This window comes from Bradyrhizobium sp. USDA 3311 (assembly GCF_054062495.1).
This window is the reverse complement of the sequence record NZ_JBSSFI010000001.1, coordinates 487,526-511,497: the sequence shown is the minus strand read 5'-3', so window position 1 is coordinate 511,497 and position 23,972 is coordinate 487,526. Positions and strand designations below refer to the sequence as shown.

Genomic DNA, 23,972 nt, shown 5'->3' with positions numbered 1-23,972 from the left:
TTGGGGAAGAATCAGCGCCATGCAGCAAAAACTCCAGCGCTCCTTTCGGGTGCCGCGTGGAGTTGTCGTAGAGAGTGCGCGCTTCCAGGATGAGAAGCCTGTCATGACGGTTCGGGCGTCCGGAAATGTCGGCCTATGTCCATCGTGCGGGGTACGTCGTCCGCGCTTATGCGGCGTGAGCGACGTTCTGAGGTCGACAATTCCCAGGACATGCGCTTGGCGCGATGATCCGGCAGGCGGGCCAGCACGTCGGCGAGCCTAGCCTGTGGATAGATCTCGTGGAGCTTGGCCGTGCGATCAAGGTATAGATCGCAGCCGCATGCCCTCATCGGAGCCGGCGAAGGTTCAATTTCTTGGGCCCACGGAGGCGGCCTGTAGCTCGGGGTGGGCGCTCCGGGCAGGCCGGGCAGGACCGCCTTGTGCGGTTTGAAGGAGGATGAAGACATAGGCGCATGACTGACGACTGACCAGATGCCTATTTCGAAGGTTTCCCGACTTGAAGTCGTCTCGACAGGCGCTCGACGCCGTTGGACATTGGAAGAAAAGCAGCGGATCGTCAGCAGAGCTATGGCGGGCGACGTCTGGTGTCGGTTACGGCACGACGTAACGGGCTGTCGACAAGTCAATTGTTCACGTGGCGCCGGTTGGCGCGCGAAGGCAAGTTGAGCGGGGATGCCGCGCCGGTGCTTTTTCCGGTTGAGATCACGCCTGCGGCGGCTCCGATCTCGAGTGGCGCGCCACAACCGGGGTCTTCACCGCCTGCGCAATGTGCAAGGGCCGGCATTATCGAGATCGAGCTTGGCGGCGGCGCGAGCGCGTTGACCGGGGCGTGGACACGGAGGCGCTGCAGCGGGCTCTTGAGCTTCTGAGACGGCGATGATCCCGATCCCGAGCGGCGTCAGGGTCTGGATCGCCCGGGCACACCGACATGCGCGGGTACGACGCGGGCCAGATCCTGCTCGTGGTGGCCAGCCCAATGCAGAAAGCGGAGAAACGTTCGAATGTAAGAGGTCGCCGCCGTGCGAGTGGCGGAGGTCGCCGAGAGCGACAGCCGATACTCGACGGCGGCAAGGACATGCTCCGCCGTCAACGTCTCGAGGTCTTGGCCGGGGTGGCGATGGCGGAGCCAATCCAGAAAGCGCCGCGCGCCCAAGAGAATGCCATCGCGGGACCTTGGCTCAAGGCCTCGTACCCTGCTTAGATAGTCCGAAAAGAAGCTCAAAAGCGGAGCGTCCGGATCATCGACTACACTGGGCGCCGAAGCAATGAATCGTTCGGGCGCCACTCGCCGCGCGTGTTGAAGCGCGGACACTGCCGCAATCCGCGGAGAGTCCGTGGTGAACGAGTGTAGATAGCAATCGACGATAGCTTCGCCGATCGGCCCCGAACCGCAGTGTGCTGCAGCAAAATGGCTGAACCGCGCAATCCGGCTCAGATAGAGCTTAGCGGATGTTTGCTTGTAACCGAGCGAGAAAAAGTGCCCCGCGATGCGATCCATCTCGGCGCCGAGCGCTCCGTTACGAAGGCGCTTGAGCACCCCGCGATACGAAAAATAGAACTCGAGCATTGTGCCCCTCTGGCGTTGCGGCGCAGGGGGATCCCGCGTCCGCGCAAGAGGCACGAAAATATTATGTGGCGGAGGAATCCAGGCCTGGCCCGCCCTGGCTGGCGTTAGGGCGTCTCCGCCACATAATCGCGTCCGACACATAAGAACGGTTGGACGAACCGGCTCCGCGGGAGGGTATCCGCGTTGAGTGCGGCGTATCCCCCTTGAAGCCAGCCCGTGTCTCTGACTGACCGGGCACCACCCGCACAGCGACGTAATCCACCCGATTTCATCAGCGCTTGCCCCTGACAAGATGGTGTTGCTGCCCGCGCGCAGCGTTCCTCTTGTCAAGGAGTTCGCTATGACCTCGCTTCGGTTACGCATGATGGAAGATATGCAGGTCCGCAACCTGTCGCGACACACGCAGGATTCGTATTTGCTGCAGGTTTCGCAGTTCGCTCGGCATTTCGCTAAATCGCCGGCTTTGCTCGGCCCGGAGGATATCCACGCCTACCAGGTCTATTTGACGAACGAGAAGAAGCTGGCGCCGCGCTCGGTGCAAGTGACCGTCGCAGCGCTTCGATTTCTCTACCGCGTCACGCTCGGCCTCGATTGGGATTTCGACCGGATCATTCCGTGCCCAAAGGCGCCAAAGACACTGGCCGTCATTCTCAGCCCCGAGGAGGTGCTGCACTTCCTTGGCTGCATCGAGAGCTTCAAACACCAGGCGATCCTGACGACATGCTATGCCGCCGGCCTACGTATTTCCGAGGCGACCCGGCTGAAGCCTGAGGCTATCGATCGCCAGCGCATGGTGCTGCGCGTCGAGCAGGGCAAGGGACAGAAAGACCGCTACGTCATGCTGTCGGCCAGGTTGCTGGAGGTGCTGACGGACTATTGGCGCGCCGTGCGACCAACCGGAACATGGATGTTTCCCGGTGCCGTTGCTGGAGAACCGATATCGACAAGCGCCGTGGATGCCACCTGCCGCCAGGCACATCGGATGTCGAAACTCTCCAAGCCGGTAACACCTCATTCCCTGCGGCACGCATTTGCGGTGCACCTGCTCGAAGCTGGAACCGATCTCCGCACTATCCAGCTCCTGCTCGGCCATCGCAGCCTGTCAACGACCGCCCAATATCTGCGGATCGCCACCAACAAGGTTTGCGCAGCGACGAGCCCGCTTGAACTGCTGCCGCGTCCGATCCCCAAGGCTTCCTCGCCACCACCCGAACATTTCTGACGGCCAGTCTCATGGCCCGCTCAGGTCCGGAGGTCGCGGATATATTCCGTCGCTACGGTGCTGCCTGGCGAGAGCAGCACTGGGCCTCGCTATCGACCGAACGACGCGCAGCTATGACTGCCGTCGAGCGCTGCCGAACTTCAGCGCTCGGAGGCCATGTCGAACAGTGCGACCGCTGCGGTGAACGACGGATCGCTTACAACAGCTGCCGTTCCCGCAGTTGCCCCAAGTGCCAGTGGCTCGCCCGAGCGGAATGGATCGAGGCTCGGCGGGAGGAGCTTCTCGATACGCAGTATTTCCACGTCGTCTTCACGGTTCCCGACGAGATCGCCGCGATTGCCTTCCAGAATGCCAGCACGGTCTACAAGATCCTGTTCCACGCGGCCGCCGAGACGTTGCGCACCATCGCTGCCGATCGGCGACACCTCGGCGCGGAGATCGGGTTTTTCGCGGTGCTTCACGCCTGGGGGCAGAATCTTAGCCATCATCCCCACCTCCACTGCGTCGTGCCCGGCGGCGGGCTTTCGCCGGATGGGAGCCGCTGGATCGCGTGCCGTCCCGGCTTCTTCCTACCAGTCGCCGTGCTCTCCCGACTCTTCCGGCGATTATTTCTCGAAGGCCTGCAAAGGGCATTCGAGGCCGGTGAGTTGCGATTCTTTTCATCATTGGAACGGCTGCGCGATCTCGTCGCATTCCGGCGCTATCTGGATCCCGCCCGCCAGGTCAACTGGGTGGTATATGCCAAGCCACCCTTCGCGGGCGCTGAGCAGGTTCTGGAATATGTCGGACGCTACACACACCGGGTGGCAATCGCCAACAACCGGATCGTCGATATCGAGGATGGCAAGGTACGCTTCCGGTGGAAGGACTATCGCAACGAGAACCGACAAAAGGTGATGACGCTCGACGCCGGGGAGTTCATCCGGCGTTTCCTCGTCCATGTCTTGCCCGAGGGATTTCAGCGCATCCGTTATTACGGTTTCATGGGCAACCGCTACCGCAAGCAAAAGCTCGCCCGCTGCCGCGAACTCCTCGGAATGCAGCACTCCGATACTCCGGTGAATCTGAAGGAAGGGCACGATTATCGCGACAAGGTCGAGGAGCTGACCGGGGTTTCCCTGCGGGAATGTCCCTTTTGCCGTCAAGGGCAGATGGTGTGCATCGAGGTGCTCGCGCCGGTTGCGTCACAAGACCCACCGTTTCTGGACACTTCATGACGGTCGGGATTTTTCAATCATTGATCATCGTTCGTTCTATCTGCCAAGGTAGACAGCAGGCATCCTATTGTCACGCCTCCGGCATCGAGCGCTCCAGGCGCGGGCGTCGCCGGTCTTTTCGACCGGGAGACCATATCTTGATTAGAATGTTTCACCATCCAGACCGCATCCAGCATGTCCCCGAAGCCTCAGCGACGGCACTGTCCGTGGGGATGCGGCATCCAATTTCCATAGCGGCACCGCCGAGCTAGGCGGCTTCGTCCAACACGTTTTTAGCTTACCGGCGCACTCAAAGCAGCGCACTTTGAAGCTTCGTGCCGCGCCGCCAATCTAAAAACGCTCTCTATTTTGTTGCGCGCAACATAACCGTATGCTGGCGATCTCTACATCTTCCGGGGTCGCCGCGGCGACCTGGTCAAGATCCTCTGGCATGTCGGGCTGGGCATGTCGCTCTACGCCAAGCGCCTGGATCGCGGCAAGTTCATATGGCCTTCGGCGTCGGACGGGGCGGTATCGATCTCAGCAGCTCAGATGGCCTATATGCTGGGATCGACTGGCGGAATCCGCAACTGAGCTGGCGACCGCGGAGCGCGGGCTGATCCAGGAAAATCTGCGCCTGCCGGCATTTTAGGGAGTCCCAACGCCTCCAATCTGTGATTCACATGCGTCGCATGGATGCCGACCGCGACGCTGTTCCGGATGACAGTGCCGCGCTGAAGAAGGCGCTGGCAGTCGAGGGTACGTGACACGCTGAAGCGGTTTATGCGCGCGGGTCTGGCATGGCACCCGTCCCGGAAGCGATAGCGACGCCGGGCTGGAGCAACTGCTGTACGGGGTGCCTGGCGTGAAGCCGGGTCGCCGCAAGGTGGCCGAGCCTGACTGGTCCGTTGTTGCCCGCGAGCTCAAGCGCAAGCATGTGACCTTACAGGTGCTGCGGGAAGAGTACATTGCGGACCATCCGAACGGGTACCGATACAGCCGTTTCTGTGACTTGTTCCGCACGGCCATGCCGGTAAGGCCGGCGATGCCTTCACGAGCCTCGCCGGCGGGTAAGTAAGTGGAGTGTGGGGTGTGTCAGCATTTTCTTCCCTTATAGTGGGAATAGTCCGAGCCTCTGATGTTGGTGTGTATGATCGGCTCGCGCTTGGGGGACGCAGGCGTTGCAACGCGATCGAGCTTCTCGAGGATCGGGTAGTTGCGAGCCTGGATCTCAATCGCACGCAGCGCGGCCGCCTCGAGTGGGCGGCGGCGATCAAGGTGAGACCTCGCATTGCCTCGCCCTAATTGTTACCGGATGCTGAGCCGTTGCCTCACGTAAATTGCTCCCTTGGATCGGGAACGAGCGGGGGCGAAGATGGGATGGCTAAGCATGGCAACGCGGAAGGAACTGACGGCAGCAGCAGGCGCGCGCTATCGGCGTTCGGATCGCGCGAAGAAGGCGCGGATATTGGACGAGTTCGTCGACATCACCGGATACCATCGCAAGCATGCGATGCGACTACTTCGAGGTCAGGAAGACGCACGCCCAGACCGACGGGACGTCGAGTCTATAATGAGGCAGAACACGACGCGCTCGTGCTCCTTTGGGACGCGTCAGACCGGATCTGCGGGAAGCGGCTGAAGGCGTTAATGCCTGCGCTGATTGAGGCGATGGAACGGCACGGCCACCTCGACCTTGCCCCCGAGATCCGCGCCAAACTTTTGGCGATGAGCGCTGCGACGATCGACCGCGCCTTGGTGCGGATCCGAAAGAATTAGGTCGCAAGCGCCGGCGGCATGCGACGCACTCGTTGCGTCGCAGTGTTCCAATACGGACGTCGGCAGATTGCAATGATCCGGCGCCGGGATTCGTCGAGGCCGACCTTGTAGCGCATAGCGGTCCATCTGCGCGCGGCAGCTTCATCCAGACCCTCGTGCTCACCGACATTGCTACCGGCTGGACGGAGTGCGCTCCTCTGATCGTGCGCGAACAGACGCTGTTGAGCACCGTGCTGACGGAATTGCGCAAGCAATTGCCTTTTGCGCTGCTCGGCCTCGATACTGACAATGATACCGTGTTCATGAACGAGACGCTGAAAGCCTACTGCGAGGCGGCCACATCGTCTTCACGCGTTGCCGGCCCTACCGAAAGAATGACCAAGCGTTCATCGAGCAGAAGAACGGCGCCGTCGTGCGCAGGATGGTCGGCTATCGTCGGTTCGAGGGCCTGGAAGCGGCCAAGCTGCTGGCCGAACGCTATCGATCGGCGCGGCTGCTCGTGAACTTCTTCCAGCCCTCGTTCAAATTGATAGCCAAGCAGCGCGACGGGGCGCGTGTGCGCAAGACATACAGCGCGCCGGCAACACCACACCAGCGCTTGGCCGCCGACGCGCGCACGCCCGACGTGGTTCGCGCCCATCTCCAAAAAAATCTATGCCACTCTCGACCCGGTCGCGTTGTTGCGCGATATCCGCGGCGCGCAGGAACGCCTCGCGGCGCTTGCGGATACCCAGCCAATCGTCAATCCTGCTGCGGCATCGCAATCGATTGATCTCTTTCTGGCAAGTCTACGAACCGCCTGGAAGGACGGAGCTATGCGACCGACGGATCGGCCAATCGTGAAAGCGAAGAGAGGCCGGCGCCGTCCCGACCCGCTCATCAGGGCAACGCCGGACTTGCGAAAATGGTTTGAAATCGAACCCTGGCGGACTGGCAGCGAACTGCTCTCCCGGTTGCAGGTGGAATATCCTGGAGCCTATCCGAACAAGCTTCTTCGAACGCTTCAACGTCGACTTAAATCTTGGCGCAGCGAGCAAGCGAACGCGTTACTGTTCGTTCCTACGGAGGAAACGCTTCCGGGGTATGAGGTCACAACACCCCAATGCTGTGCCAGGTGCCAGCGGAGGAGGCCGGGCGCTCCGAAACCCCGGCCATCTCCGCACCCGGCCTCCTCCTCAACCCAAGCCGGGAGCAAAATAAATGAGGCAGCCGATCTCACTCGGGAGCATCGATATGTGAGGCAATACGTCTTCCCACCCAGATCGTCGCGCTATAGCTGCGGCACATCGCTCCCGACATGCGCGTCACGAACGTCTCTCACGTGACCGAGGACGATGTGGCCAGGGCCGAGGCATCGGTGCGGAACCAGGAAGCGGCGGAATTTCCGGACTATTTGGCAGCGCGCTGGCAACCATGGGAAAGCGTGGTGTCGCACCCGAAGACAATGCTGAAATGCAGGAGCGGCTCGTCGACGCGATGGGCGTACAGTTTCAAACCCGCTTGGACGGGCGACTGGCCGAGCATGGTCTGACAGGCGATGCCGATGCCGAGTGGGTGCTCGGCGCCCAGATACGCAACGAGATCGCCCGCGAGATCAAAAGCGCGGTCATGCACCAGGTGCTCGGGAAACTCGGCCTTGAGCTATGAGCGCCCTCGGACTGAAGGGCCCGACGATCCGCTTAGCCGGTCACAAGGTCAAGACAGTCATCGATCCTTTCGAGGACGGGCGTGTCTGCATGAAGCCATTCGGCGAATGAGCTGCCGTCAACTGCCGGTCGCGCGGTCCGTGCGGACGATCACGGTAAAGATGCGCGATCAAAGCGAAGATTCGTATACCGCAATTCATGCGTTCGCGTCCCGCGGCGGCCATTGAAGTCATTGGTCAACGACACATTCATAGGCCGGACGAATAGATGGCGAGCAGACCGAAATCTCAAGTGGCTCTTGTGAAACGTAGGCTATCGATATCCGTCCCCCGCGATCGATAGGACCCTCGCAGCATCATACTCGAATCCAGATCGCGAAACATGCTGTAATTCCGTCGGATCCATTGATGCAGCTCGGTAGACCAGTCCTTCTCGTTGCGCAGATATCCAGTGAAGGAAAAGCTAAGCCGGTCTATATATCTCTTGAGGAACAGCGAAAGTGCGGGAATCCGAAGCACCCGCTCGCCATCCATCGCTTCAGGTAATCCGCCGCGTAGCACGAATTCATTGTGGACGGTGACCAGCGACGCCGGCGGAATTCGCCGCCGCAGCATTTCATAACCGCGAAAGGAGATGCGGTCAGCGCTCGCGACGAAGAGGATGATAGGAACGACATAGCAGCGCGCCGTCTCCTTCATGAAGCCGATCTCCTCGCACATCTTGAAGAATTCGTCGAAGGCGTGAAAGCCGAGATCGATTACCTTGGGTACCCGATCGTGGATGATAAGAGGATCCATCAGCTGCATCTTGCCGTAAGTGTCGATCACATCCGCGGTCTCCGTGATGTTGGGGAGGTAGTCGAGCAATGACGGCTCTTTCAAGTTGACATCAAAGGACAGCGCTGTGCCGTTTTTCAGCAGCAAGAACTCGCTCATGGCCCGAGCGATGAGGGTTTTACCGACCTGCGGGCTAGGAGAGCAGATGATGTAGATGGGGGTCGCTAACATAGCCAGCAGATCAATTTCGTTCCGTACGTGGGCCCGATCTGAGCCCACCGAATGTGCGACTACTTCTCGCCGGCCCGGGTGCCAGACTTGGCGCCGGCCAATTCCGTCAAGTTGATGCGATCAAATTCGCTCCAGACATTTGCCAGCCAGTGCCGGACATAGCCGCGCAGCACGAAGGAGTTGTTCGCGGGCTCATCGTTCCTCCCCTTGTTTGCGACGAAGTCTATGAATGGGACGGATGCGACTTCCACCTGCTCATAAGCCATCTCGTTAAGCTTCGGTATGACCAACTCAGTCGCATGTTTGATGCGGTGAAAATAGGAATTATAGGTCGCTTGATCCCACTGGAAGAATTGAGTGTCGTTGATGAAGTTCTTGACCAGGTAGTACTTTGCGCCGCTCATGAAGGTCGCGGTTTCCGCGATCTCGTCTAGCGAAGCGATGGATGATCCCAGGATATGGAACACGGCAAATGTGATCTGGCCAGACCGTGCCGAGTCCAGAAATCCGATGTCGCGCAAGGAAGCCAACGCAGAGGACAGTAAGCCTGCGCGAGCATCGATGACAGTGACGGACAGCCCTGAGTTCAGGGTATCGAAGATTTTCATCTGGTCCGCCGTCGTCGTCATGTCGACGATCTGGGTGATCTCGGGATAAAATCGCTTCAGCGTTCCCCGCGGCGACTCCGTGTCGAATGCGCGTGTTTGCACGTTGTTTACGCTGAAGTAGTCCAGTAGCGTTCGTGATACGGTCGTCTTGCCGACTCCTCCCTTGTCCGCACCTACCACAATTACAACTGGTTTCACCATGAAAACATCTCCTGAGACACTCGCTGTTGCCGCGCGCAAAGTGCGCAATCGTGCGTCTCTGCTTTGGGTGTGAACATGGCAGAAAGAAGGGGCAATGAACCTTCGATGCGAGAGCTCTGCAACCGACGAACGTTTTCAACATTAAGCGAGTGACGTCGTGTGACGATGCGGGCCCGAGAATGGGTAGTAATCACTTGTACCGGTGATCTACGTGAGGTTTGTGGACAGCTGGAATGCGCGCCGCCAAGAACCAACTGCCTGCCTGTGGTGATCGTTGCATTGCCATAGGTTATCTATCGACGCCGTCGCTGCCGCTTCTAATTTACATGAAGCGACCGAATCTTACGTAGCGTCAGATTGCGAGCTCGATGAAAGCGCAAATCGAGGCGGTCTCGAGCGGCCACATGGTAACTGCCCAACGAGCGAATATCTCTGCGAGCTAAGGCGGGTGGCTAGACGCACTCTGCGCGCAAGAGCGAGGCGCTTGCTAAGCGCCTGGGCTGCTAGAAAGTTAATTGGGGGGCGCCTTCGGGGCGGCGTCTAGCTGCTCGGCGCCTGGCGGGAGTGTGGTCCTTTGTTCTTCCATTTGTCCTTGTGCTTGGTGGGATCAAGCACCATCATCGAGTCACTTACCTCAAGAAAGCCCAACGCTGCTGCGCGGGCTTTCGCTTCCGGATTGGAAGAGTGGGAGAGAACGAGCGGTTCGTGCCGTCGATCCGGAGCTGATGTTCAAGCAAGATATCGCCCGCGTTATCGACAAGCGGATGAGTAACCCGGAAAGCTATTGTTGAGGTGATTTCATCTCGCCCAGGAAATGTTTCGCGCAAATCATTGTTGCCCTCGAACAGCTCACTCATGCGACTTCCGGGTTCCGTTCTCAGGAGCCCGACGCTCTTGTTCCCAAGCTGATAGCTGAAATATCGCGCTTTCTCCGAAATTGACTTCATGCCGAAGCGAAACGCAACGTCCGCTGTGCGTTGAGCCTTTCGGGACACCCAGCTAGAGTATCGCTGCGGATTAGCAGCAATATCCTCTATGTCTCCTCCATAAAACTCTGCCAGCTTGTGCTCGAATGAAGATCTAGAGATCTCAACCGGTGGCTCGTCAACCAGCGCGTATGGTGGGACTGCCGTCGAAGATGGATCTGAGGAGAAACTCGATGGCGCCGAATTCAGGGTAGACAATATATCCGCGAACCTTTGGCTATCCGCGTAGGCGTACGGGTCGCGCTCATTCTCACTTCATCGGGCTCGGAAGCACGTTGGGTATTGGATAAATTGTTGGTACGCTGAAACATGACACTTCCTATTTGTATCGACGACATGAGGGTCGCGGGGGCTGCCGCCGATTGAGATTCCGCGCTCATAGTAAGCCTAGCTGTCGGCAAGATGACAGCTAGGCCTCAAGACTTCGCCATTCCGATCCGCTCTTGTTCGCTGCGCTATCTCGAACGAGCCAATGCGTGCCGGCCGTCCGCCTGCGGTGCTGGGTCGGCGTCGTCGACCTCCCTCTTGCCTTCAAGGGCGAGGGACAGTTTGAAATTGTTGCGCAGCATCGGGTTTGCGGGTTCCGCTGCGAGAGCTTGGCGGTATAGTTCTTGGGCCTCCTGATGTTGGCCCTCGTGATCGAGAACAACTGCTTTGGCATTCAATGCGCGCAGGTCGCCAGGGGCTGCCAATAAGACGCCGTCGAGCAACTCTAGCGCATCATTCGGACAGTTGCGTGCCAGCAGGGCTCGCGCAAGAGGAATCGCCGCATCGATGTTGTTCGGCTGTTGCTTCAATGTATCGCGCAGAGCCCCTTCATCAGGATCCCGGCTGAGGGTGTACGAAATGCGCTGGCGCACGGCAGGGTCAATCTCTTTGCTGCCTGCGAGGTCTGATATGGACGTCTGCTGCGGTGAAACACCCGATCTATCCGAGATAGCGCAACCCGCGAGCAGCACAACGGCGAGCATTGCGAGCAGAGCTGGCCACGCCCCCGGAAGAATGGAGCACAAGCGCCTCCGGCCCCTGATCTCATTTGAATTCATAGGCTTTCTCATGACGAGCTGCTGTAAACTGTTAACCCGCAGCGGGAAGGAGCCCGCCACGTTCCGGGGAAGGGACCGTGTCCTTGGAAGCTGGAAGCTTAATGGATCCAATCGGTTGAACCGTGAAATCCGCGGCGAGATCTTGATAGGATAGGACGGGCAGGTCGATCCCGTTGCGCGTGAGAAAGCCACGCACGAAACGCCGGATGTCCATCGATCCAAGAATGACAGGCTGACTCTTACTTTGTGCGATGGTCGAATGGATGTGACGGAACTGTGCAAGCAGCTTCTCGCTCTGCCATTCATCCAAAACGAGGTATGGGCCGACAGCAGTTTCGCGCACCGCGCCGCGCACAATTTCCTCGCTCTCGCGCTCAATGATAAAGGCGGCCACAACACGATGAGCATTAGCATAGCGAAAGCAGATCTGCCGCTTCAGAGTAGCACGAACATATTCAGTGAGCAGGACGGCGTTTTGCTCGCGTTCGCTCCACTCTGCCAGCGCCTCCAGGAGCAAGCGGGTGTTGCGGATGGGGATGCCCTCATCGAGCAGCCGGCGCAGGACCTCGGCGATCCGAGGGACGGTGGCCGTACGCAGCACCTCCTTCACCAAGTCGGGGTATTCCTGTTCCATCCGGGCGAGCAATTGGCGGGTCTCCTGGATGCCGACCAGGCGCTGTGCATAGCGTGTCAATGTCGAATGGAGACGTAAGGCAAGAATCTCGCTCGGTCGGTGATATCCGATGCCGGCTGCTTTGAGAGCGGCTGCATGCCGTTCTTCGATCCAGACCCGATTTGTCTCCGGGTCTTGCCGAAAGGGGAGGCCGCTCAATTCGATGTTTGCCAAATCGTCATTGAGCACCAGTTGGGTCGGATCGATCACATCGCGTTCAACTGGCACACTGTCGACATCCACCCTGAATTGCGACGTGGACAAGTTCTGCCCAATCTGGGCCGGTATGCGCGGAACGGTGATGCCAAGATCCGCCGATACCAGTGTTGAAACACGCGCAATGCACTGTTCCAGCTCGTCTTTGTCAATCGAATGCGTCAGGTTCGGTGCAAGAAATAAAGCAATCGGAAGTGCTTCCGCATGCACGGCTTGCTTCTGAGGCGGCACAGGGGCCGGCGCCGAAGCGACGCCGTCAGCGCCTGTCTTAACGGCAGCCTTGTCAGCTTTCGCGCCGACCTTGATATAGCTTGCCGCAGCAAAAAGAATAGCCAGGGTGACGAACGGCGGCAAAGGGAAGCCTGGAACGAGCCCCATGAATACCATAACGCAGGCGGCTAATCTAAGCGCTTGCGTGCTCGCGGTGAGTTGGTGAACGATATCGGCGCCGAGTTTGAGCTTGGAAGGCCCGTTCACACGCGTGACGATGGTTGCGGCCGTAATTGACAGCAGCAACGCCGGAATCTGTGAAATAAGTGCATCACCAATCGTGAGGAGGGTGTATTGATGCAGCGCTTCATCGAGCGACATACCCTTGGAAAGCAGACCGATGCTGATTCCGCCGAGCATATTGATGCAAATGACGATCAGTCCGGCGATCGCGTCGCCCTTCACGAACTTCATGGCGCCATCCATGGCGCCATGAAGTTGGCTCTCTTGTTCCAGCGCGGCGCGCCGGCGACGTGCTTCGTGTTGATCGATATGGCTGTTGCGCAATTCGGCGTCGATCGCCATCTGCTTGCCCGGCAGCGCGTCGAGTGTGAAGCGGGCCGACACCTCTGCGACACGCTCGGCGCCCTTGGCAAGAACCATGAATTGAACCATGGTCACGATCAGGAATATGACAATTCCGACAGCGATATTCCCCGATATGACAAAATCGCCGAAGGTGTGGATGATGCTGCCGGCATCGCCCTCAGCAAGAATCAGTCGCGTTGTTGCAATAGTCAGCGCCAGACGAAATACCGTCGAGATCAGGATGACGCCCGGCAAGGACGAAAAATCGAGCGGCGTGCTGAGATAGAGGGCAACCATCAGCAGCAATATAGCAAAGCCGAGATTGAAGCCGATCAGCATGTCGATCACAATGATTGGGATCGGCATAATCATCATGCCGATCGCCAGAAGCAGCATCAAGGCGACCATGAAATCCGGGTGGGCCGGCGCGCGCACGACGAAGTTACGCAAGACGTTGGCCATGAAAGATCCCTATTGCTGTTTAATGAAGGCTGTGCTCGCGCGCAGTGACACATAGCGCTGGAAGACATCACGAGCCTCGGTCATGCGGCCGGCGTGTCGCAATGCGTGACTACGCAAGAGCGTCATAGGCACGCGTGAAGAGGGGTGCACATCGAGCGCGTCCAGCCGATCCAGCACATCAAGCGCTTCATCGCCAAGGCCCTCTGCGATAAGAGTGTAGGCCAGGATGCGGAGCAGATCGACGTCGTGGGAATGCTCGCGAGCTGCGATTCTCAGCAGAGCCAGACTCTGTGCACTCTGCCCGCACGCGAGGTGGACATAGGAGAGGGCGCAGAGCAGGTCGCGCTCCGGCCCGGAGATCGACAAGATATCGCCCGATTTGGAAGCTTCCGGTGCCAACGTGGCGGGGACATGCTGCAATACATTAGGCTCGGCCATCGCTTAGCCCTTGATTATGCTGTTTTGATTCTGCCGGAGCAGAAGCAGCCGGCGCAGTTCCTGCTGCAGGATTGCCAGACACTCACAAGCCGTCTTGTCGTCTGGCGTAGCCTCCAATGTCTGGGTTAGGCGCTCCAGAAGAACACCATGCTTGTCCGCGCGCAGCACGTCCGGATGACGTAGACGTGGAATGACGAAGGAGAGTAGGCCGTGTGAGAGATTGGACCCATAAAGCGAAGCCAGTACTACGCGTGGGTCGATCTCATTTGCGCCGGCACCCATCTCGAACAGAGCGACGCCCGAGACGGCGTTGATGGAGTTGACCTCGAGAGCGGCTTCGCTCGCGCCTTCAATTGGCAGATTCTGCGCGGGCGCGTCTCGCCACGACGCCCGTTTCGTGCCCCCATCTGCATGAGCAACTCCGACTTCCATATCGGCTTGCGAGGAGGACGAGCCGATAGCCGGTGCGTTCTGGCCCGCGTCCAATCCCTGCGATGGGGTGCCGGGCCCTACAGCGTGCTGGGGCAGCCTAGCCATCGACTTCTCCTTCTTTCTTGCAGGGTAGACACTCTAATACGGCAAAGCAGCAAATCGGCCGTTGCGGCTGAGCAGCACTCGCCCATCCTCAATTCGATCGACGGTCCATCCATTGCTTAATAGCGCACCCACGAAATACTTTTGGCCGCCGATAAGCAGATAGGGCTCGCTTCCACGCCAAACGGCTTGGACAGCGATCGAAGACGGCGTCTTCTCCTCCTTGACCGTGACTGCATTCACAAGGGTAGGAGTGCCGTTGGTTTGATGATCGAACCATTGCTGGATTTGTTTCCATTTTGTGATGAGGCTAGGCGTAACAGTGCCTTCCGCAGTGACAACGCCGGAGCCAGCCCCGATCTTGACATCAAGAAGGCCCGCTCGTTCGACCTCCTGCCGTAGCAATTCGGCGATTGCATCAGCGTCGCTCGCTTCATAATGATTGATGGTTGGTTTGGCGGCAACCTCGGCTGCCGGCAATGAATCAGTACTCAGCGCCCCCGCGCTGTCGGTAGGGGCGAAGATAGTTGAGACGGTGCCAATCGCGACAGAGCTGAGCAAGAGGAGACTGAGTGCCACGATCAAGCCACGTGAGCGATTGCTGGGACTAGCTTGCGGGAGATCCTGCGCCGACCAGCGGATTGACATCGCGCCAGCATGAACGATCGCAGGAAGAGGTACACTGACGCGGTCCCCTGAGGTGATACTTTCGTGGCCGTCTACGCTGATACCAGCACCAAGCGCCTCCACTTCGATCGAATCCCGCTGTGGGATGATGCGAAGGTGATGCGGTTCGAGCCCTTGTTCAACGAAGATCATATCGGCATCGAGGCCGCTGCCGACAATACTGTGCCCGGCCGCCGCCTTGCCCTTAAGCCCGGTATAGAGTCCCGACAGCACCTCAAAGTCGAGGGAAATCGATTCGGTCACGGATAATCTCCTGAATAACGAGAGAAGCCGTACGGCAGTGCCGTACGGCTGATTCAGAGTTCGTCATTCACAACGCGGCCATGATGAGCGACGCGGTGAGCCACCCGTCTTGCAGAATTACTGGACGCGCTCGTCGGCGATCTTCTTCTCGGACGAGAGCTCGGTCGTGATTCTGCGCATTGCCACAGCCTGCTCCTGAACCTTATGGCTAACACGCTCGAACTCAGCCATCTGATTCTGGAAGCCAGCATCCCCGGTCGCCTGGGCGCCAGCCGCGCCACCGTTACCGCCAACACTATTAACTGCCATGTCGATTCACCTTTCTTTGTCGTATGTTGCTAGTTTGCCCTGTTACGTCGCGCGGGCGGGCGAAACGATGGCAGGAATGGAAAGAAACATGGGCTCGCCCCCGAGCGTGCTGAGGCTAAGGTTCAGCTCGGGGTTCTTGCCGAGAGTCGGCTTGGTCGGTACGCTGCTTTCTTCGCCGGCGTCTTTGGTCTCGGCGGCCTTAGCGGGGCCACTCTTCTCGGGCTCCAGGTTAAGGACGACCTTATCAAAGACCTTGTCGACGGTCCCGCCCAAGGCAGAACCAATCGCCGCCCCGGCGGGGCCGCCAAGCCATCCGCCGGCGGCGCCTCCGATCATTTCTCCGATCATCAGTTTCTCCTATGCTGTCTTGTTACGCTCAATAGACGACTCCTCGCCTAGAGTTCAGCGTGCTCATGCTAGGGGCGCTACCTTTCCAGAAGCTGACGAGTCACACGTTCGAGGGGACTGTTGCGGCGGCCCAGCGCTTGCTCGACTTATCGGTTCGCCCAGGCTTGTCTAGCCGCGCGTATGGCTCGGCGCGTCGGAAAGGATAGCGTTACCGCGTTTGCCTGCGCGTTCATGCGAATTGTTCGTTCTTGCGGAACGAGCGGCGGCGTTTCGGTTGCGTGTAGCGTCGCGACTGGTCATAAGGCGATCGAGTTTGAGTGACTGGTTGAGTCATCCAGTCCCCAGCTTTGGCCGTTGGCGGATGCCGAGGGGGCGCAGGTTTGGCGAGCCCCTGATGCTGTGGAAGCTGACCGTCTAGTGGCCCGCACGCATACAGATCGCATCTGAAGTCTATGGATTGCTGTACCCCGATCGGTGTCATCGCAGCAAGTGCGACGTCGATAGTTTATTATCGTCAGCTTTTCGACAGGTATTGCGGGTAGCGTTTCTGACGTTGAATGCGCGTGCGATATGCTCGTGCCATAACTGCGGAGTATGAGGACGGAGTGGCCTCTTCAGGGACGCAGGTGCTAGTGACGACAGGCATATATGCGCTTGGGTGGGCTAATGGTGTGCTCATGCAGGTCTGAAGGGCGTGTTCGGTTGACTAGCGCGTAAGGCTTGCAGGTTTACAGCTTTCTTCAATGCAACAGGAGTGAACTAAATGCCGTATCTTCCCGTGGCCGGTCTTCCCGTGGTCGGCGCGCTCGATTCGACGATGAACGGAGTGGTGCCGGAAGGCGCGGTTGTCGCTCCTGCTTTCAACGCCTTGTTGGGGCAGTATGCCCCGGTGAGCTATCAGTACCTACCGGTAGCTTCGCCAGCCCTGGTCGGTTCGGTCGTTACAAGTGTTGTTCCCGTCGCCGTGGCTCCAGCCGTCGTTACTACCCAGGCGTACATGATGGCGCCGCCCCCTCCCACCATGCTGGTGGGTCAGCCGAATCAGAGCTCTGAGCCTCCTGTGGATCCGGTGTGGACGCATGAGGTCAAGGATGGCAAGGCCACGATCAATCTCGGCGACAAGTATGCGATTACGGCGGACGAGAAGGATGGCACCTGGACAGTTCGCAACAACCAGACCGGCCATGTCACGAAGATCCATGGCGACCCCCACGTCGACGCCGACGGAGACGGCAAGGACGACTTCGATTTTAAGAAAGATATGACGTTCCAGCTCGACGATGGCACGAAAATTACCGTCAATAACGTCGACTACGGCAATGGTGAGGCCATCTCCTCAAAGCTTACCATTACAAATGGCCACAACGCGATGGTTGTGGAGGGGCTCGGCGACGCTAAGGATGGCAAAAACAACCTGAGGGTGACGCAGTCCAATGCTGGAATGACCCTTGATGAGTTGACAGCCGATGGTGCTCAGACAATCTATGAGAGCGGCCAGGGTTGGGTCGATGGCGCCGGACGCGCGGTAAATCAGGCGAGTATCAATGCGGGTGAACGGGGGCGCGGACCGGGCAACTACCAGTATGCAAGTCCGCCGTCAGGCTGTGCGAGCCCCGTCTTCTTCGTTCCGCCTCCGCCGCCGCCCCTCGCGATGGTGCCGGTTGCGGTCGCTCCGACTCCTGGGCAGTCGCCTCAGCCGGCGCCAGTTTGGTCGCATGAGGTGAAGGACGGCAAGGCGACGATTAACCTTGGTGATAAGTATACGATCACGGCCGATGAGAAAGACGGCACCTGGACCGTTCGCAACAATCAGACCGGCCATGTCACGAAGATCCACGGCGATCCTCACGTCGATGCGAATGGCGACGGCAAGGATGACTTCGACTTCAAGAAAGGCATGAGCTTCGAGCTCGATGACGGCACGAAGATTACCGTAGACACGGTCGATTTTGGTAAAGGCAAAACCATTTCCTCAAAGCTGACCATCACCAACGGCGACAATGCGATGGTTGTCGAGGGACTCGGTGATGATAAGGATGGAAAGAACAATCTGAAGGTGACCCAATCCAATGCCGGCCGAACCCTTGATCAGCTGACATCTGATGGAGCTCAGACAATCCACGAGCAAAATCAGGGATGGGTTGACAACTCCGGACGCAGGGTGACGCAGTCGGTCATCGACCACAATGAGAACCCGGACGCGCCGCCGGATTTCAAGACCATGATGCGGGAAATGATGTTGCGGCGGGTTGCGTGAGGCCGAGTCCATCAATTGGACAAATTGTGAAGCGGGCGGCGCTAGCGCCCGCTTCTCATGTTCGGCAAGCGACGATGAGAATAGCAGGTGCTGCCGCCTATGAATCCAGAATCGCTGCTCGCGTCCGACGATCGCGCAGTCAAAGCTTTGGCCCCAACCGGGCCAACAGCAGCCCGTGACGGCAGGACAAAGTACTGGCAACATCTTCCAATGCTGTGGCGAAGGCGCACGAGTTGCATACGCAGGAGAGCCCTCACGCTCTGAGCGCCAACGATGCTGGCCCTCAGGAAAAGTCCTTGAGATCTCTCTAGCAGACAGGTTCGCGGTCAGCCGCGGATCTGAACAAGGACAGCCTGGCGAGCGCAATCGATCCTCGAATGCGGGAAATGTTGCACGGCTTGCGTGCTATCGTTCATTACCCCGAGCTGAGAGCGCTCGTATCGTCATCCTTGGGCGGGATAGCAAGGAGCTTGCCGGTGGAGCTTCGGCCTTGCTGTGCAGGTCTGCCGCTGCGGAAGACCAAAAGTCGCAGCAGCGTTTGCCGAGAGAGCCGGGTGCACACCGATTTGTGGACCCGCTCGGCAAGCCATTTGGAGCATCGCTGAAGGCGCGTCTGGCTTGCTGCAGGTACCAAGTCCCACTTGCTTCGTCCAATCGGGCTCGTTTTAAACAGCGGGCCCGATGTATCCCCATCCCGCCTCACCCCTCATCCAGCTCGCTCATGGCATCATCCATATCCGACTGGGAGTCGCTTATGACTTGCGTGGCGATGGAAACGAGCGCCTTCTCGAAAGCTTGCTGCAACAATGCCGCAGGCGAGCGGTTGCCGCCGTTCGCCGCGGTGTCGGGGTCTGCGCCAGCCTCTGGCCTTGTCGCTGCGATATCGGCGGCGCCTGCGTCCATGTCGTAACACTCACATAGCGGCGTCGCCGCGAGATGACCTGCTCTCTGATAGCAGGGGCAGCTTGCGAGAAGCTGACGAAGATCGCGTCTCTGATAAATTCTGCGATCACTGATGTTGAGTTGATTTGCCTCGTGGAATGTCGATGTGCAAAGGACTGTGCTGGACGACACGAAAGGTGGATCGGCTGGGCATCTGTCAGCGAAAAGACCGTCCGGGGGCAAGCCCTTGGTGAGCGAATATTAAATTCCGGCTCGGCGAAATTCTGTTGCATCATAAAAGTCGCCACGTTCAACCGCCGCGATGCGGTCCAGCAGGCAATCGAAGGACAGATCTCCCAAGCCAACTGTCCATGGCAAGATGCAGCAGATGTGACGAAATCGACCTCGCGCTTGCCGTTCTTGTTCGCGGTTCTGAATGTCAAGCACCTAGATTGCGAAGACGCGGCGCGGCTGATCTTGATTCTTTCTAACCCTGCAGAACGATTTTTCCGGCGCGTGCGCAAGCGTATCACGTTGATGGGGCTACGAAAGCCTGCGCGCTTAGCCCGTAATTATCGCAGTCGCTGCCGTTCGAAGTTCAATAGGTCTTCGAGCTCCCACAAAAGTGCCGCGACTCTGAGGATCGCTTTTGGCGCCAATTTGTCTTCTCGTACGCTGCAATAAGGAGGCCCGCCCTCTGTCTCACGATGCGAGCCAAAAAAAGACGCGATGGGGTTGCACCTCGCCAAACTTCTGGGATAGGTCATCAAGTACTTGGAAGTAGCAGCCGGCGACCGGGTTGCAAAATGAGATGGGAGACATTTGGGTGCGAACAGAGTTTTCGTGTATCAATCGGTCTAAAGCGATCTTTGATGACATTTATGCTTTGGATGATCCAAGGGCATACTTCTCTGTCCTGGGCGACTTGGATTATATGATCCCGGACGTGGCTGAGCCGGTCGTGCGACAAATTCTGGCAGCGAAAGCTTCCGCAACCGGTCTTAAGCCTGTCGTTCTTGATATTGGATGTTCATACGGCATCAACGCAGCAGTGCATCGCTTTCCACTGACCTTCGGGGGCCTGCGTCACCGCTACGCTCGGCGCGAAATGAGGGCGATCAGTTCTGAGACACTGGTGCGCCTCGATCGCAATTTTTATGCGGCTTGGCCCGATGTCGGGTTGGCGCGGTTTATCGGCTTGGACGTGTCGGCGCCGGCGATTAGCTATGCAACAAACGTTGGCCTCCTGGACCAGGGCATTGTCGCTGACCTTGAAAAAGACGCGCTATCGACAGACAGCGCGCAAATTCTCCGCTCTGCGGATGTTATCATGTCGACGGGTTGCATCGGCTATATTACCGAGAAGACGTTCAGAAAAATTCTCGATGCGACCGAGAGATGTCCATGGATCATCTCCTTCGTGCTACGAATGTTTCCATTTGAGTCTTTGGCCTCGACCTTCGCGAACCGTGGCCTTGTGACGGAACGTCTTTACGGCGCGACATTTATCCAGCGCCGCTTTCGCGATGCTGAAGAGTTTGAAGGTTGTTTGGCCAGCTTGGCGGCTCTTGGCGTTGATGCGACCGGCCTTGAATCAGAAGGGCTGTTTCACGCCGATCTGATCTTGTCTCGCCCTGAGGCCGATGCGCGCGCCACTCCTCTGGAAAACATTGTCACGGTCGCCAGCGGCAGGGGGCGGCCGATCGGCCCCCGTTACGTTCATGTTGAAGGCACCGAGGGCTTGCAGGTCGCGCTAGAGCCATGACAGGTCAGAAGCCGCTACGCTGCGCGCCAGCCCCGTTCTGGGCTGGATCAGGAGGTCGAGAACGAAGCCATTCTGGCCAACAGAGCGCCGCAGCCGATGATATTTCGGAGGGATGGACCTCTGGCTCGACCATGCGCAAGCCGAAGTAAAAACCAGGAATATAGCCCACGCGGGACCGATCACTTTCGAGCGGGAGGCTATAGCGCGAGCGATAAACGTGCTGGTGTTCTAGTTCTCGGCCGCTCCATTCGTTAGCTTGACGGTGTCCTTTTGCCCTCGGGAGCTTGATCTCCCGCAACGGAAGGCTTGACGAATCTCGTCGGGTGCCGCCTAGATGTGGATCTGTCTCGGTCTTCTGTCCTTTATTTTGTGGGACCGAAGCTAAGAGGGAACCCGGTGCGCCGAACGGCTGCTCCGGGGCTGCCCCCGCAACTGTGAGCGGCGATCGGTTCATGTCAGTGATCGATCTCTCGTCAGTCGATCCACGCTCGCTGATCGGAAAGGGACGGGTCGGCCTCCTCGACTCGACCGGCACCTATGACGTCGATCGCTTACGACTTCTGGAAGCGGCAGCAGCAGACCCATCGGATGGGCGAGGAGGTGCCGCTCGGCGCCGATCTCAAGGACTGGGCGTCGGACCGCGTCACCGCCAACGAGCGCGCGCTGCTCGCCCAGATATTCCGTTTCTTCAATCAGTCGGACATCGAGGTCGGCGACAACTATCTCAAGCGCTACATCCCGATCTTCCAACCGCTCACCGTGCAGATGATGATGGCGACGTTCACCAACATGGAGACCGTCCACATTGACGCTTATGCGCTGCTGCTCAAGACACTCGGCATGCCCAAGACCGAGTTCGAGGCATTCCGCGACTATGCGCAGATGCGCGCCAAAGCGGACTACATGCACGAGTTCGGCGTCCATACCGTGGCTGACGTCGCTCGCACCCTTGCGATGTTCGGCGCCTTCACAGAAGGCATGGCGTTGTTCGCGAGCTTTGCCATGCTGCTCAATTTTCCGCGCCACAACAAGATGAATGGCATGGGACAGATCGTAAGCTGGTCTGTGCGCGACGAGAGTCTCCACTGCGAAGGGATCATCAAGCTATTTCACGAATGGCACCGCGAAACCGGCGTGGTGACGCGCTCCGTCCGTAACGACATCATCGACGTCGCCAAGACCATGGTGAAGCTGGAGGAAAACTTCGTTGATCTCGCCTTCGGCCTCGGCAAAATCGAGGGCATGCGGGCTGAGCAGATCCACGCTTATGTCCGCTATGTCGCGGATTGGCGACTGACCCAGCTCGGAATTACCCCGGTCTTCGGCTTCTTCGAGGCCAGAGAGAGCGGGTTTACCCAGCTCCGGCCGCATCCGTTGCCATGGCTGGTCGAGATCCTGAATGGGGTCGAGCACGCCAATTTCTTCGAACAGCGCGCTACGGAGTACTCCAAGGGGCGAGCCGCGGCAGCTGGGATGGCGAAGAGGGGGTGGGCGGCTTTCGGCCGTATGCAGGACGACCGCAACAGCGTTTTGTTGGAGCGCGATCCTGATAATGCTCGTACTTTCGCAGAAGTCCGCTGATGCTTGCGGAGCAAAGCTCGACCAGTGACATTAATCCAGCCTACCGAAGATGTGATAGTTGACCCATGAGGGCGAGCCGTTGCAGTCACGCCAATATTATCAATCGCTCGCGTCCTTGCATTGTGGGTGCTCACGTCTGCCAACAGGGCAGGACAAGCGGCAGGCGGGGCAAGCAGTTCGAATGTTGGACCTGCGCGGTCAGAACGCGCCTATCCTATTTCAGAACGCACTCTCACCTTTGTCGTCGAGGACATGACCGTCCCGCGATCTTCTAGAATCCCCGCGGGATGTCGCTGGACGCGCTATACCGACTTTGTCCTCTTTAGCGCCAGCGCGTTTGTTTCTAGCGCGTCCATATGAACAATGATCTCATCCATATCGAACTTTGGCTTAATCGGGTCGGTCGGCCTTTGATTGGACGCTGCCGTGACCATTGCAATTCTGAAATGTCCCTCAAAGAGGAGCTTGGCCGCGGAATAGCCGCCGGCCCGGTCGCCTTCATCAGGTGCTCGTCGGCAAGGTCGCTCTGTCGGCCCTCGAAGATGACCCTGCCGTGGCTCGGCTACAGCCGCTAGTGAATGGGCGGATCTTCCGGGTCTGCAGGTCGGTCTTCCTCCATACCTTCGGGCCAAGGAGTCGGGTCTAGCGACGGTGTGAGACGAATGAAGCCCTCTTCTCTCCATTCGGCTGTGTGAGGCACGCCGAGCATGGTGAAAACCTGCGTTGGGTCGTGCTTGCTCGGCTTCACTCCGCTGCGCTCCAGCATGTCGATTTGAGCGCCTGTGGCTGGTTGACCAGCGAACACCCAGTAATCCTTGGCGAGATGTCCGTTCAGCATACGGAACTCGGAAAGCTCTGGCGGTGCAGCTTCGGGAGGCCCAGCTTGAGGCGGTCCCGCTTGCAATGGCGGGGCGTGAGAGGGGCCGGCGTGCGATGGTTCAGGCCGCAATGGGGCGACGCACGATGGTCCGGCATGCGATGGCTCTGCCTCCGATGCCTCCACGTGCGGTTGCTCGGAATGCGACGGGTCGACTTCCACATTCTGCCATATCAGATCTTGATCGAAACCAGGATGTTCCTCGATGGCCTGAGCGATGGTTTGCTGCGAGAGATGTTGCGGGAGGTTTTCCGGCTCTGGCTCGGCATCGGCCGCAGGGGGCGTATACAGATCATCCTGCCAACCCAAGTCTGGCAAATAGCGGAGCGCTAAATCCAGGTATGGCGCATAGGGCTGCCCAGCATCCAGATATGGAGAATAGGGATGGCCAGCGTCCAGATATGGCGAATAAGCCTCCCCCCTGCAGCACTGGAGGAGCAGCTCCATCTGGCGGAGCACTAGCCTGTGTGTTGCTGAGCTGCCGCTCAAAGCCGGTGGTGTCCGTCGTCGGTCGCGGTGTGTCGGGCTCTGGGCTCGTAGTCGCCGAGCCGACTGCATTGAAATCCACCCCGTTCCTCCTTTCAAATGATGGAGCACTTCGAGCTATGCAAAATCTCCCCCGTACTAGCTCCGAAGCACGTGCT

At 58.7% G+C, this 23,972-nt stretch carries 19 protein-coding genes, 5 pseudogenes and 1 riboswitch; of the genes and pseudogenes, 10 read left to right on the top strand and 14 right to left on the bottom strand.

Annotated elements, in window-relative coordinates; genetic code table 11:
• Positions 1–101: 101 nt before the first annotated feature.
• Positions 102–363 (bottom strand): annotated as a pseudogene (locus tag ACVWW6_RS02420) (transposase domain-containing protein); the annotation flags it as partial.
• 221 nt (positions 364–584) lie between these two features.
• Here ACVWW6_RS02420 and ACVWW6_RS02415 point away from each other — a divergent pair.
• Positions 585–869 carry a transposase gene (locus ACVWW6_RS02415; protein WP_442869548.1) on the top strand — a complete coding sequence of 95 codons (285 nt, stop codon included), beginning with the start codon at positions 585–587 and terminating at the stop codon, positions 867–869.
• 29 nt (positions 870–898) lie between these two features.
• On the opposite strand, the gene ACVWW6_RS02410 is transcribed toward ACVWW6_RS02415, so the two are convergent.
• Positions 899–1,567 (bottom strand): site-specific integrase, encoded by a 669-nt coding sequence (locus ACVWW6_RS02410; RefSeq protein ID WP_161533278.1) that lies wholly within the window; start codon positions 1,565–1,567, stop codon positions 899–901.
• Between the two features lie 340 nt (positions 1,568–1,907).
• Between ACVWW6_RS02410 and ACVWW6_RS02405 the strand changes: the two genes are divergently transcribed.
• From ACVWW6_RS02405 to ACVWW6_RS02380, 6 genes and pseudogenes are all read left to right on the top strand, one after another.
• Positions 1,908–2,789 (top strand): tyrosine-type recombinase/integrase, encoded by an 882-nt coding sequence (locus tag ACVWW6_RS02405; protein WP_172648948.1) that lies wholly within the window; start codon positions 1,908–1,910, stop codon positions 2,787–2,789.
• An 11-nt stretch (positions 2,790–2,800) separates the two neighbouring features.
• Positions 2,801–4,006, top strand: a complete 1,206-nt coding sequence (locus tag ACVWW6_RS02400; protein WP_456680083.1) for an IS91 family transposase — start codon at positions 2,801–2,803, stop codon at positions 4,004–4,006.
• A 378-nt stretch (positions 4,007–4,384) separates the two neighbouring features.
• Positions 4,385–4,579: pseudogene (tnpB, locus tag ACVWW6_RS02395) on the top strand (IS66 family insertion sequence element accessory protein TnpB); the annotation flags it as partial.
• Positions 4,580–4,738: 159 nt separating this feature from the next.
• Positions 4,739–5,006 (top strand): annotated as a pseudogene (locus ACVWW6_RS02390) (IS21 family transposase); the annotation flags it as partial.
• A 354-nt stretch (positions 5,007–5,360) separates the two neighbouring features.
• A pseudogene (locus ACVWW6_RS02385) lies at positions 5,361–6,867 on the top strand (ISNCY family transposase); the annotation flags it as partial.
• 173 nt (positions 6,868–7,040) lie between these two features.
• Positions 7,041–7,411: pseudogene (locus ACVWW6_RS02380) on the top strand (NEL-type E3 ubiquitin ligase domain-containing protein); the annotation flags it as partial.
• A gap of 286 nt (positions 7,412–7,697) precedes the next feature.
• Here the strand turns inward: ACVWW6_RS02380 and ACVWW6_RS02375 are convergent.
• From ACVWW6_RS02375 to ACVWW6_RS02330, 10 genes are all read right to left on the bottom strand, one after another.
• Positions 7,698–8,417 carry a hypothetical protein gene (locus tag ACVWW6_RS02375; RefSeq protein WP_161533281.1) on the bottom strand — a complete coding sequence of 240 codons (720 nt, stop codon included), beginning with the start codon at positions 8,415–8,417 and terminating at the stop codon, positions 7,698–7,700.
• A gap of 59 nt (positions 8,418–8,476) precedes the next feature.
• The gene (locus tag ACVWW6_RS02370; protein WP_097669301.1) at positions 8,477–9,226 is read right to left on the bottom strand and encodes a P-loop NTPase family protein; all 750 of its coding nucleotides are present in this window, start codon (positions 9,224–9,226) and stop codon (positions 8,477–8,479) included.
• A gap of 629 nt (positions 9,227–9,855) precedes the next feature.
• On the bottom strand, positions 9,856–10,083 hold the full coding sequence (locus ACVWW6_RS02365) for a hypothetical protein (RefSeq protein ID WP_456680082.1): 228 nt from the start codon (positions 10,081–10,083) through the stop codon (positions 9,856–9,858).
• A gap of 584 nt (positions 10,084–10,667) precedes the next feature.
• On the bottom strand, positions 10,668–11,183 hold the full coding sequence (locus ACVWW6_RS02360; RefSeq protein ID WP_456680081.1) for a tetratricopeptide repeat protein: 516 nt from the start codon (positions 11,181–11,183) through the stop codon (positions 10,668–10,670).
• 106 nt (positions 11,184–11,289) lie between these two features.
• The gene (gene sctV, locus ACVWW6_RS02355) at positions 11,290–13,407 is read right to left on the bottom strand and encodes a type III secretion system export apparatus subunit SctV (RefSeq protein ID WP_456680080.1); all 2,118 of its coding nucleotides are present in this window, start codon (positions 13,405–13,407) and stop codon (positions 11,290–11,292) included.
• 9 nt (positions 13,408–13,416) lie between these two features.
• Entirely contained in the window at positions 13,417–13,845 is a 429-nt protein-coding gene (locus ACVWW6_RS02350) for a tetratricopeptide repeat protein (protein ID WP_097669896.1), read from the bottom strand.
• 3 nt (positions 13,846–13,848) lie between these two features.
• Entirely contained in the window at positions 13,849–14,382 is a 534-nt protein-coding gene (locus ACVWW6_RS02345) for a hypothetical protein (RefSeq protein WP_456680079.1), read from the bottom strand.
• A 33-nt stretch (positions 14,383–14,415) separates the two neighbouring features.
• Entirely contained in the window at positions 14,416–15,309 is an 894-nt protein-coding gene (locus ACVWW6_RS02340) for a SctD/MshK family protein (RefSeq protein ID WP_456680078.1), read from the bottom strand.
• Positions 15,310–15,426: 117 nt separating this feature from the next.
• Positions 15,427–15,618, bottom strand: coding sequence for a hypothetical protein (locus ACVWW6_RS02335; protein WP_271574501.1), 192 nt, complete (start codon positions 15,616–15,618; stop codon positions 15,427–15,429).
• 42 nt (positions 15,619–15,660) lie between these two features.
• On the bottom strand, positions 15,661–15,966 hold the full coding sequence (locus tag ACVWW6_RS02330) for a hypothetical protein (RefSeq protein WP_271611820.1): 306 nt from the start codon (positions 15,964–15,966) through the stop codon (positions 15,661–15,663).
• A 763-nt stretch (positions 15,967–16,729) separates the two neighbouring features.
• On the opposite strand from ACVWW6_RS02330, the gene ACVWW6_RS02325 reads away from it, so the two are divergent.
• Positions 16,730–18,223: a DUF1521 domain-containing protein gene (locus ACVWW6_RS02325; RefSeq protein ID WP_271566364.1), complete on the top strand. Its 1,494-nt coding sequence runs from the start codon at positions 16,730–16,732 to the stop codon at positions 18,221–18,223.
• Positions 18,224–18,922: 699 nt separating this feature from the next.
• On the opposite strand, the gene ACVWW6_RS02320 is transcribed toward ACVWW6_RS02325, so the two are convergent.
• Positions 18,923–19,126, bottom strand: a complete 204-nt coding sequence (locus tag ACVWW6_RS02320) for a hypothetical protein (RefSeq protein ID WP_456680077.1) — start codon at positions 19,124–19,126, stop codon at positions 18,923–18,925.
• Positions 19,127–19,931: 805 nt separating this feature from the next.
• Between ACVWW6_RS02320 and ACVWW6_RS02315 the strand changes: the two genes are divergently transcribed.
• Together ACVWW6_RS02315 and ACVWW6_RS02310 are read left to right on the top strand one after the other, a co-directional pair.
• Entirely contained in the window at positions 19,932–20,870 is a 939-nt protein-coding gene (locus ACVWW6_RS02315) for a class I SAM-dependent methyltransferase (protein WP_245570259.1), read from the top strand.
• 331 nt (positions 20,871–21,201) lie between these two features.
• Positions 21,202–21,374: riboswitch (cobalamin riboswitch) on the top strand.
• A 96-nt stretch (positions 21,375–21,470) separates the two neighbouring features.
• Complete coding sequence (locus ACVWW6_RS02310; protein WP_456680076.1) at positions 21,471–22,451, top strand: ribonucleotide-diphosphate reductase subunit beta; 981 nt, start codon at positions 21,471–21,473, stop codon at positions 22,449–22,451.
• Positions 22,452–23,022: 571 nt separating this feature from the next.
• On the opposite strand, the gene ACVWW6_RS02305 is transcribed toward ACVWW6_RS02310, so the two are convergent.
• Entirely contained in the window at positions 23,023–23,775 is a 753-nt protein-coding gene (locus tag ACVWW6_RS02305) for a hypothetical protein (RefSeq protein ID WP_456680075.1), read from the bottom strand.
• Positions 23,776–23,972 lie beyond the last annotated feature (197 nt).

Bases quoted from the DNA above. Each gene is read 5' to 3' on its own strand.
- ACVWW6_RS02330 (WP_271611820.1), bottom strand. From the start codon at position 15,966: ATGATCGGAGAAATGATCGGAGGCGCCGCCGGCGGATGGCTTGGCGGC.
- ACVWW6_RS02305 (WP_456680075.1), bottom strand. From the start codon at position 23,775: ATGGAGCTGCTCCTCCAGTGCTGCAGGGGGGAGGCTTATTCGCCATAT.
- ACVWW6_RS02345 (WP_456680079.1), bottom strand. From the start codon at position 14,382: ATGGCTAGGCTGCCCCAGCACGCTGTAGGGCCCGGCACCCCATCGCAG.
- sctV (WP_456680080.1), bottom strand. From the start codon at position 13,407: ATGGCCAACGTCTTGCGTAACTTCGTCGTGCGCGCGCCGGCCCACCCG.
- ACVWW6_RS02400 (WP_456680083.1), top strand. From the start codon at position 2,801: ATGGCCCGCTCAGGTCCGGAGGTCGCGGATATATTCCGTCGCTACGGT.
- ACVWW6_RS02365 (WP_456680082.1), bottom strand. From the start codon at position 10,083: ATGAGTGAGCTGTTCGAGGGCAACAATGATTTGCGCGAAACATTTCCT.
- ACVWW6_RS02405 (WP_172648948.1), top strand. From the start codon at position 1,908: ATGACCTCGCTTCGGTTACGCATGATGGAAGATATGCAGGTCCGCAAC.
- ACVWW6_RS02370 (WP_097669301.1), bottom strand. From the start codon at position 9,226: ATGGTGAAACCAGTTGTAATTGTGGTAGGTGCGGACAAGGGAGGAGTC.
- ACVWW6_RS02350 (WP_097669896.1), bottom strand. From the start codon at position 13,845: ATGGCCGAGCCTAATGTATTGCAGCATGTCCCCGCCACGTTGGCACCG.
- ACVWW6_RS02325 (WP_271566364.1), top strand. From the start codon at position 16,730: ATGCCGTATCTTCCCGTGGCCGGTCTTCCCGTGGTCGGCGCGCTCGAT.
- ACVWW6_RS02410 (WP_161533278.1), bottom strand. From the start codon at position 1,567: ATGCTCGAGTTCTATTTTTCGTATCGCGGGGTGCTCAAGCGCCTTCGT.
- ACVWW6_RS02335 (WP_271574501.1), bottom strand. From the start codon at position 15,618: ATGGCAGTTAATAGTGTTGGCGGTAACGGTGGCGCGGCTGGCGCCCAG.
- ACVWW6_RS02320 (WP_456680077.1), bottom strand. From the start codon at position 19,126: ATGGACGCAGGCGCCGCCGATATCGCAGCGACAAGGCCAGAGGCTGGC.
- ACVWW6_RS02375 (WP_161533281.1), bottom strand. From the start codon at position 8,417: ATGTTAGCGACCCCCATCTACATCATCTGCTCTCCTAGCCCGCAGGTC.
- ACVWW6_RS02360 (WP_456680081.1), bottom strand. From the start codon at position 11,183: ATGCTCGCCGTTGTGCTGCTCGCGGGTTGCGCTATCTCGGATAGATCG.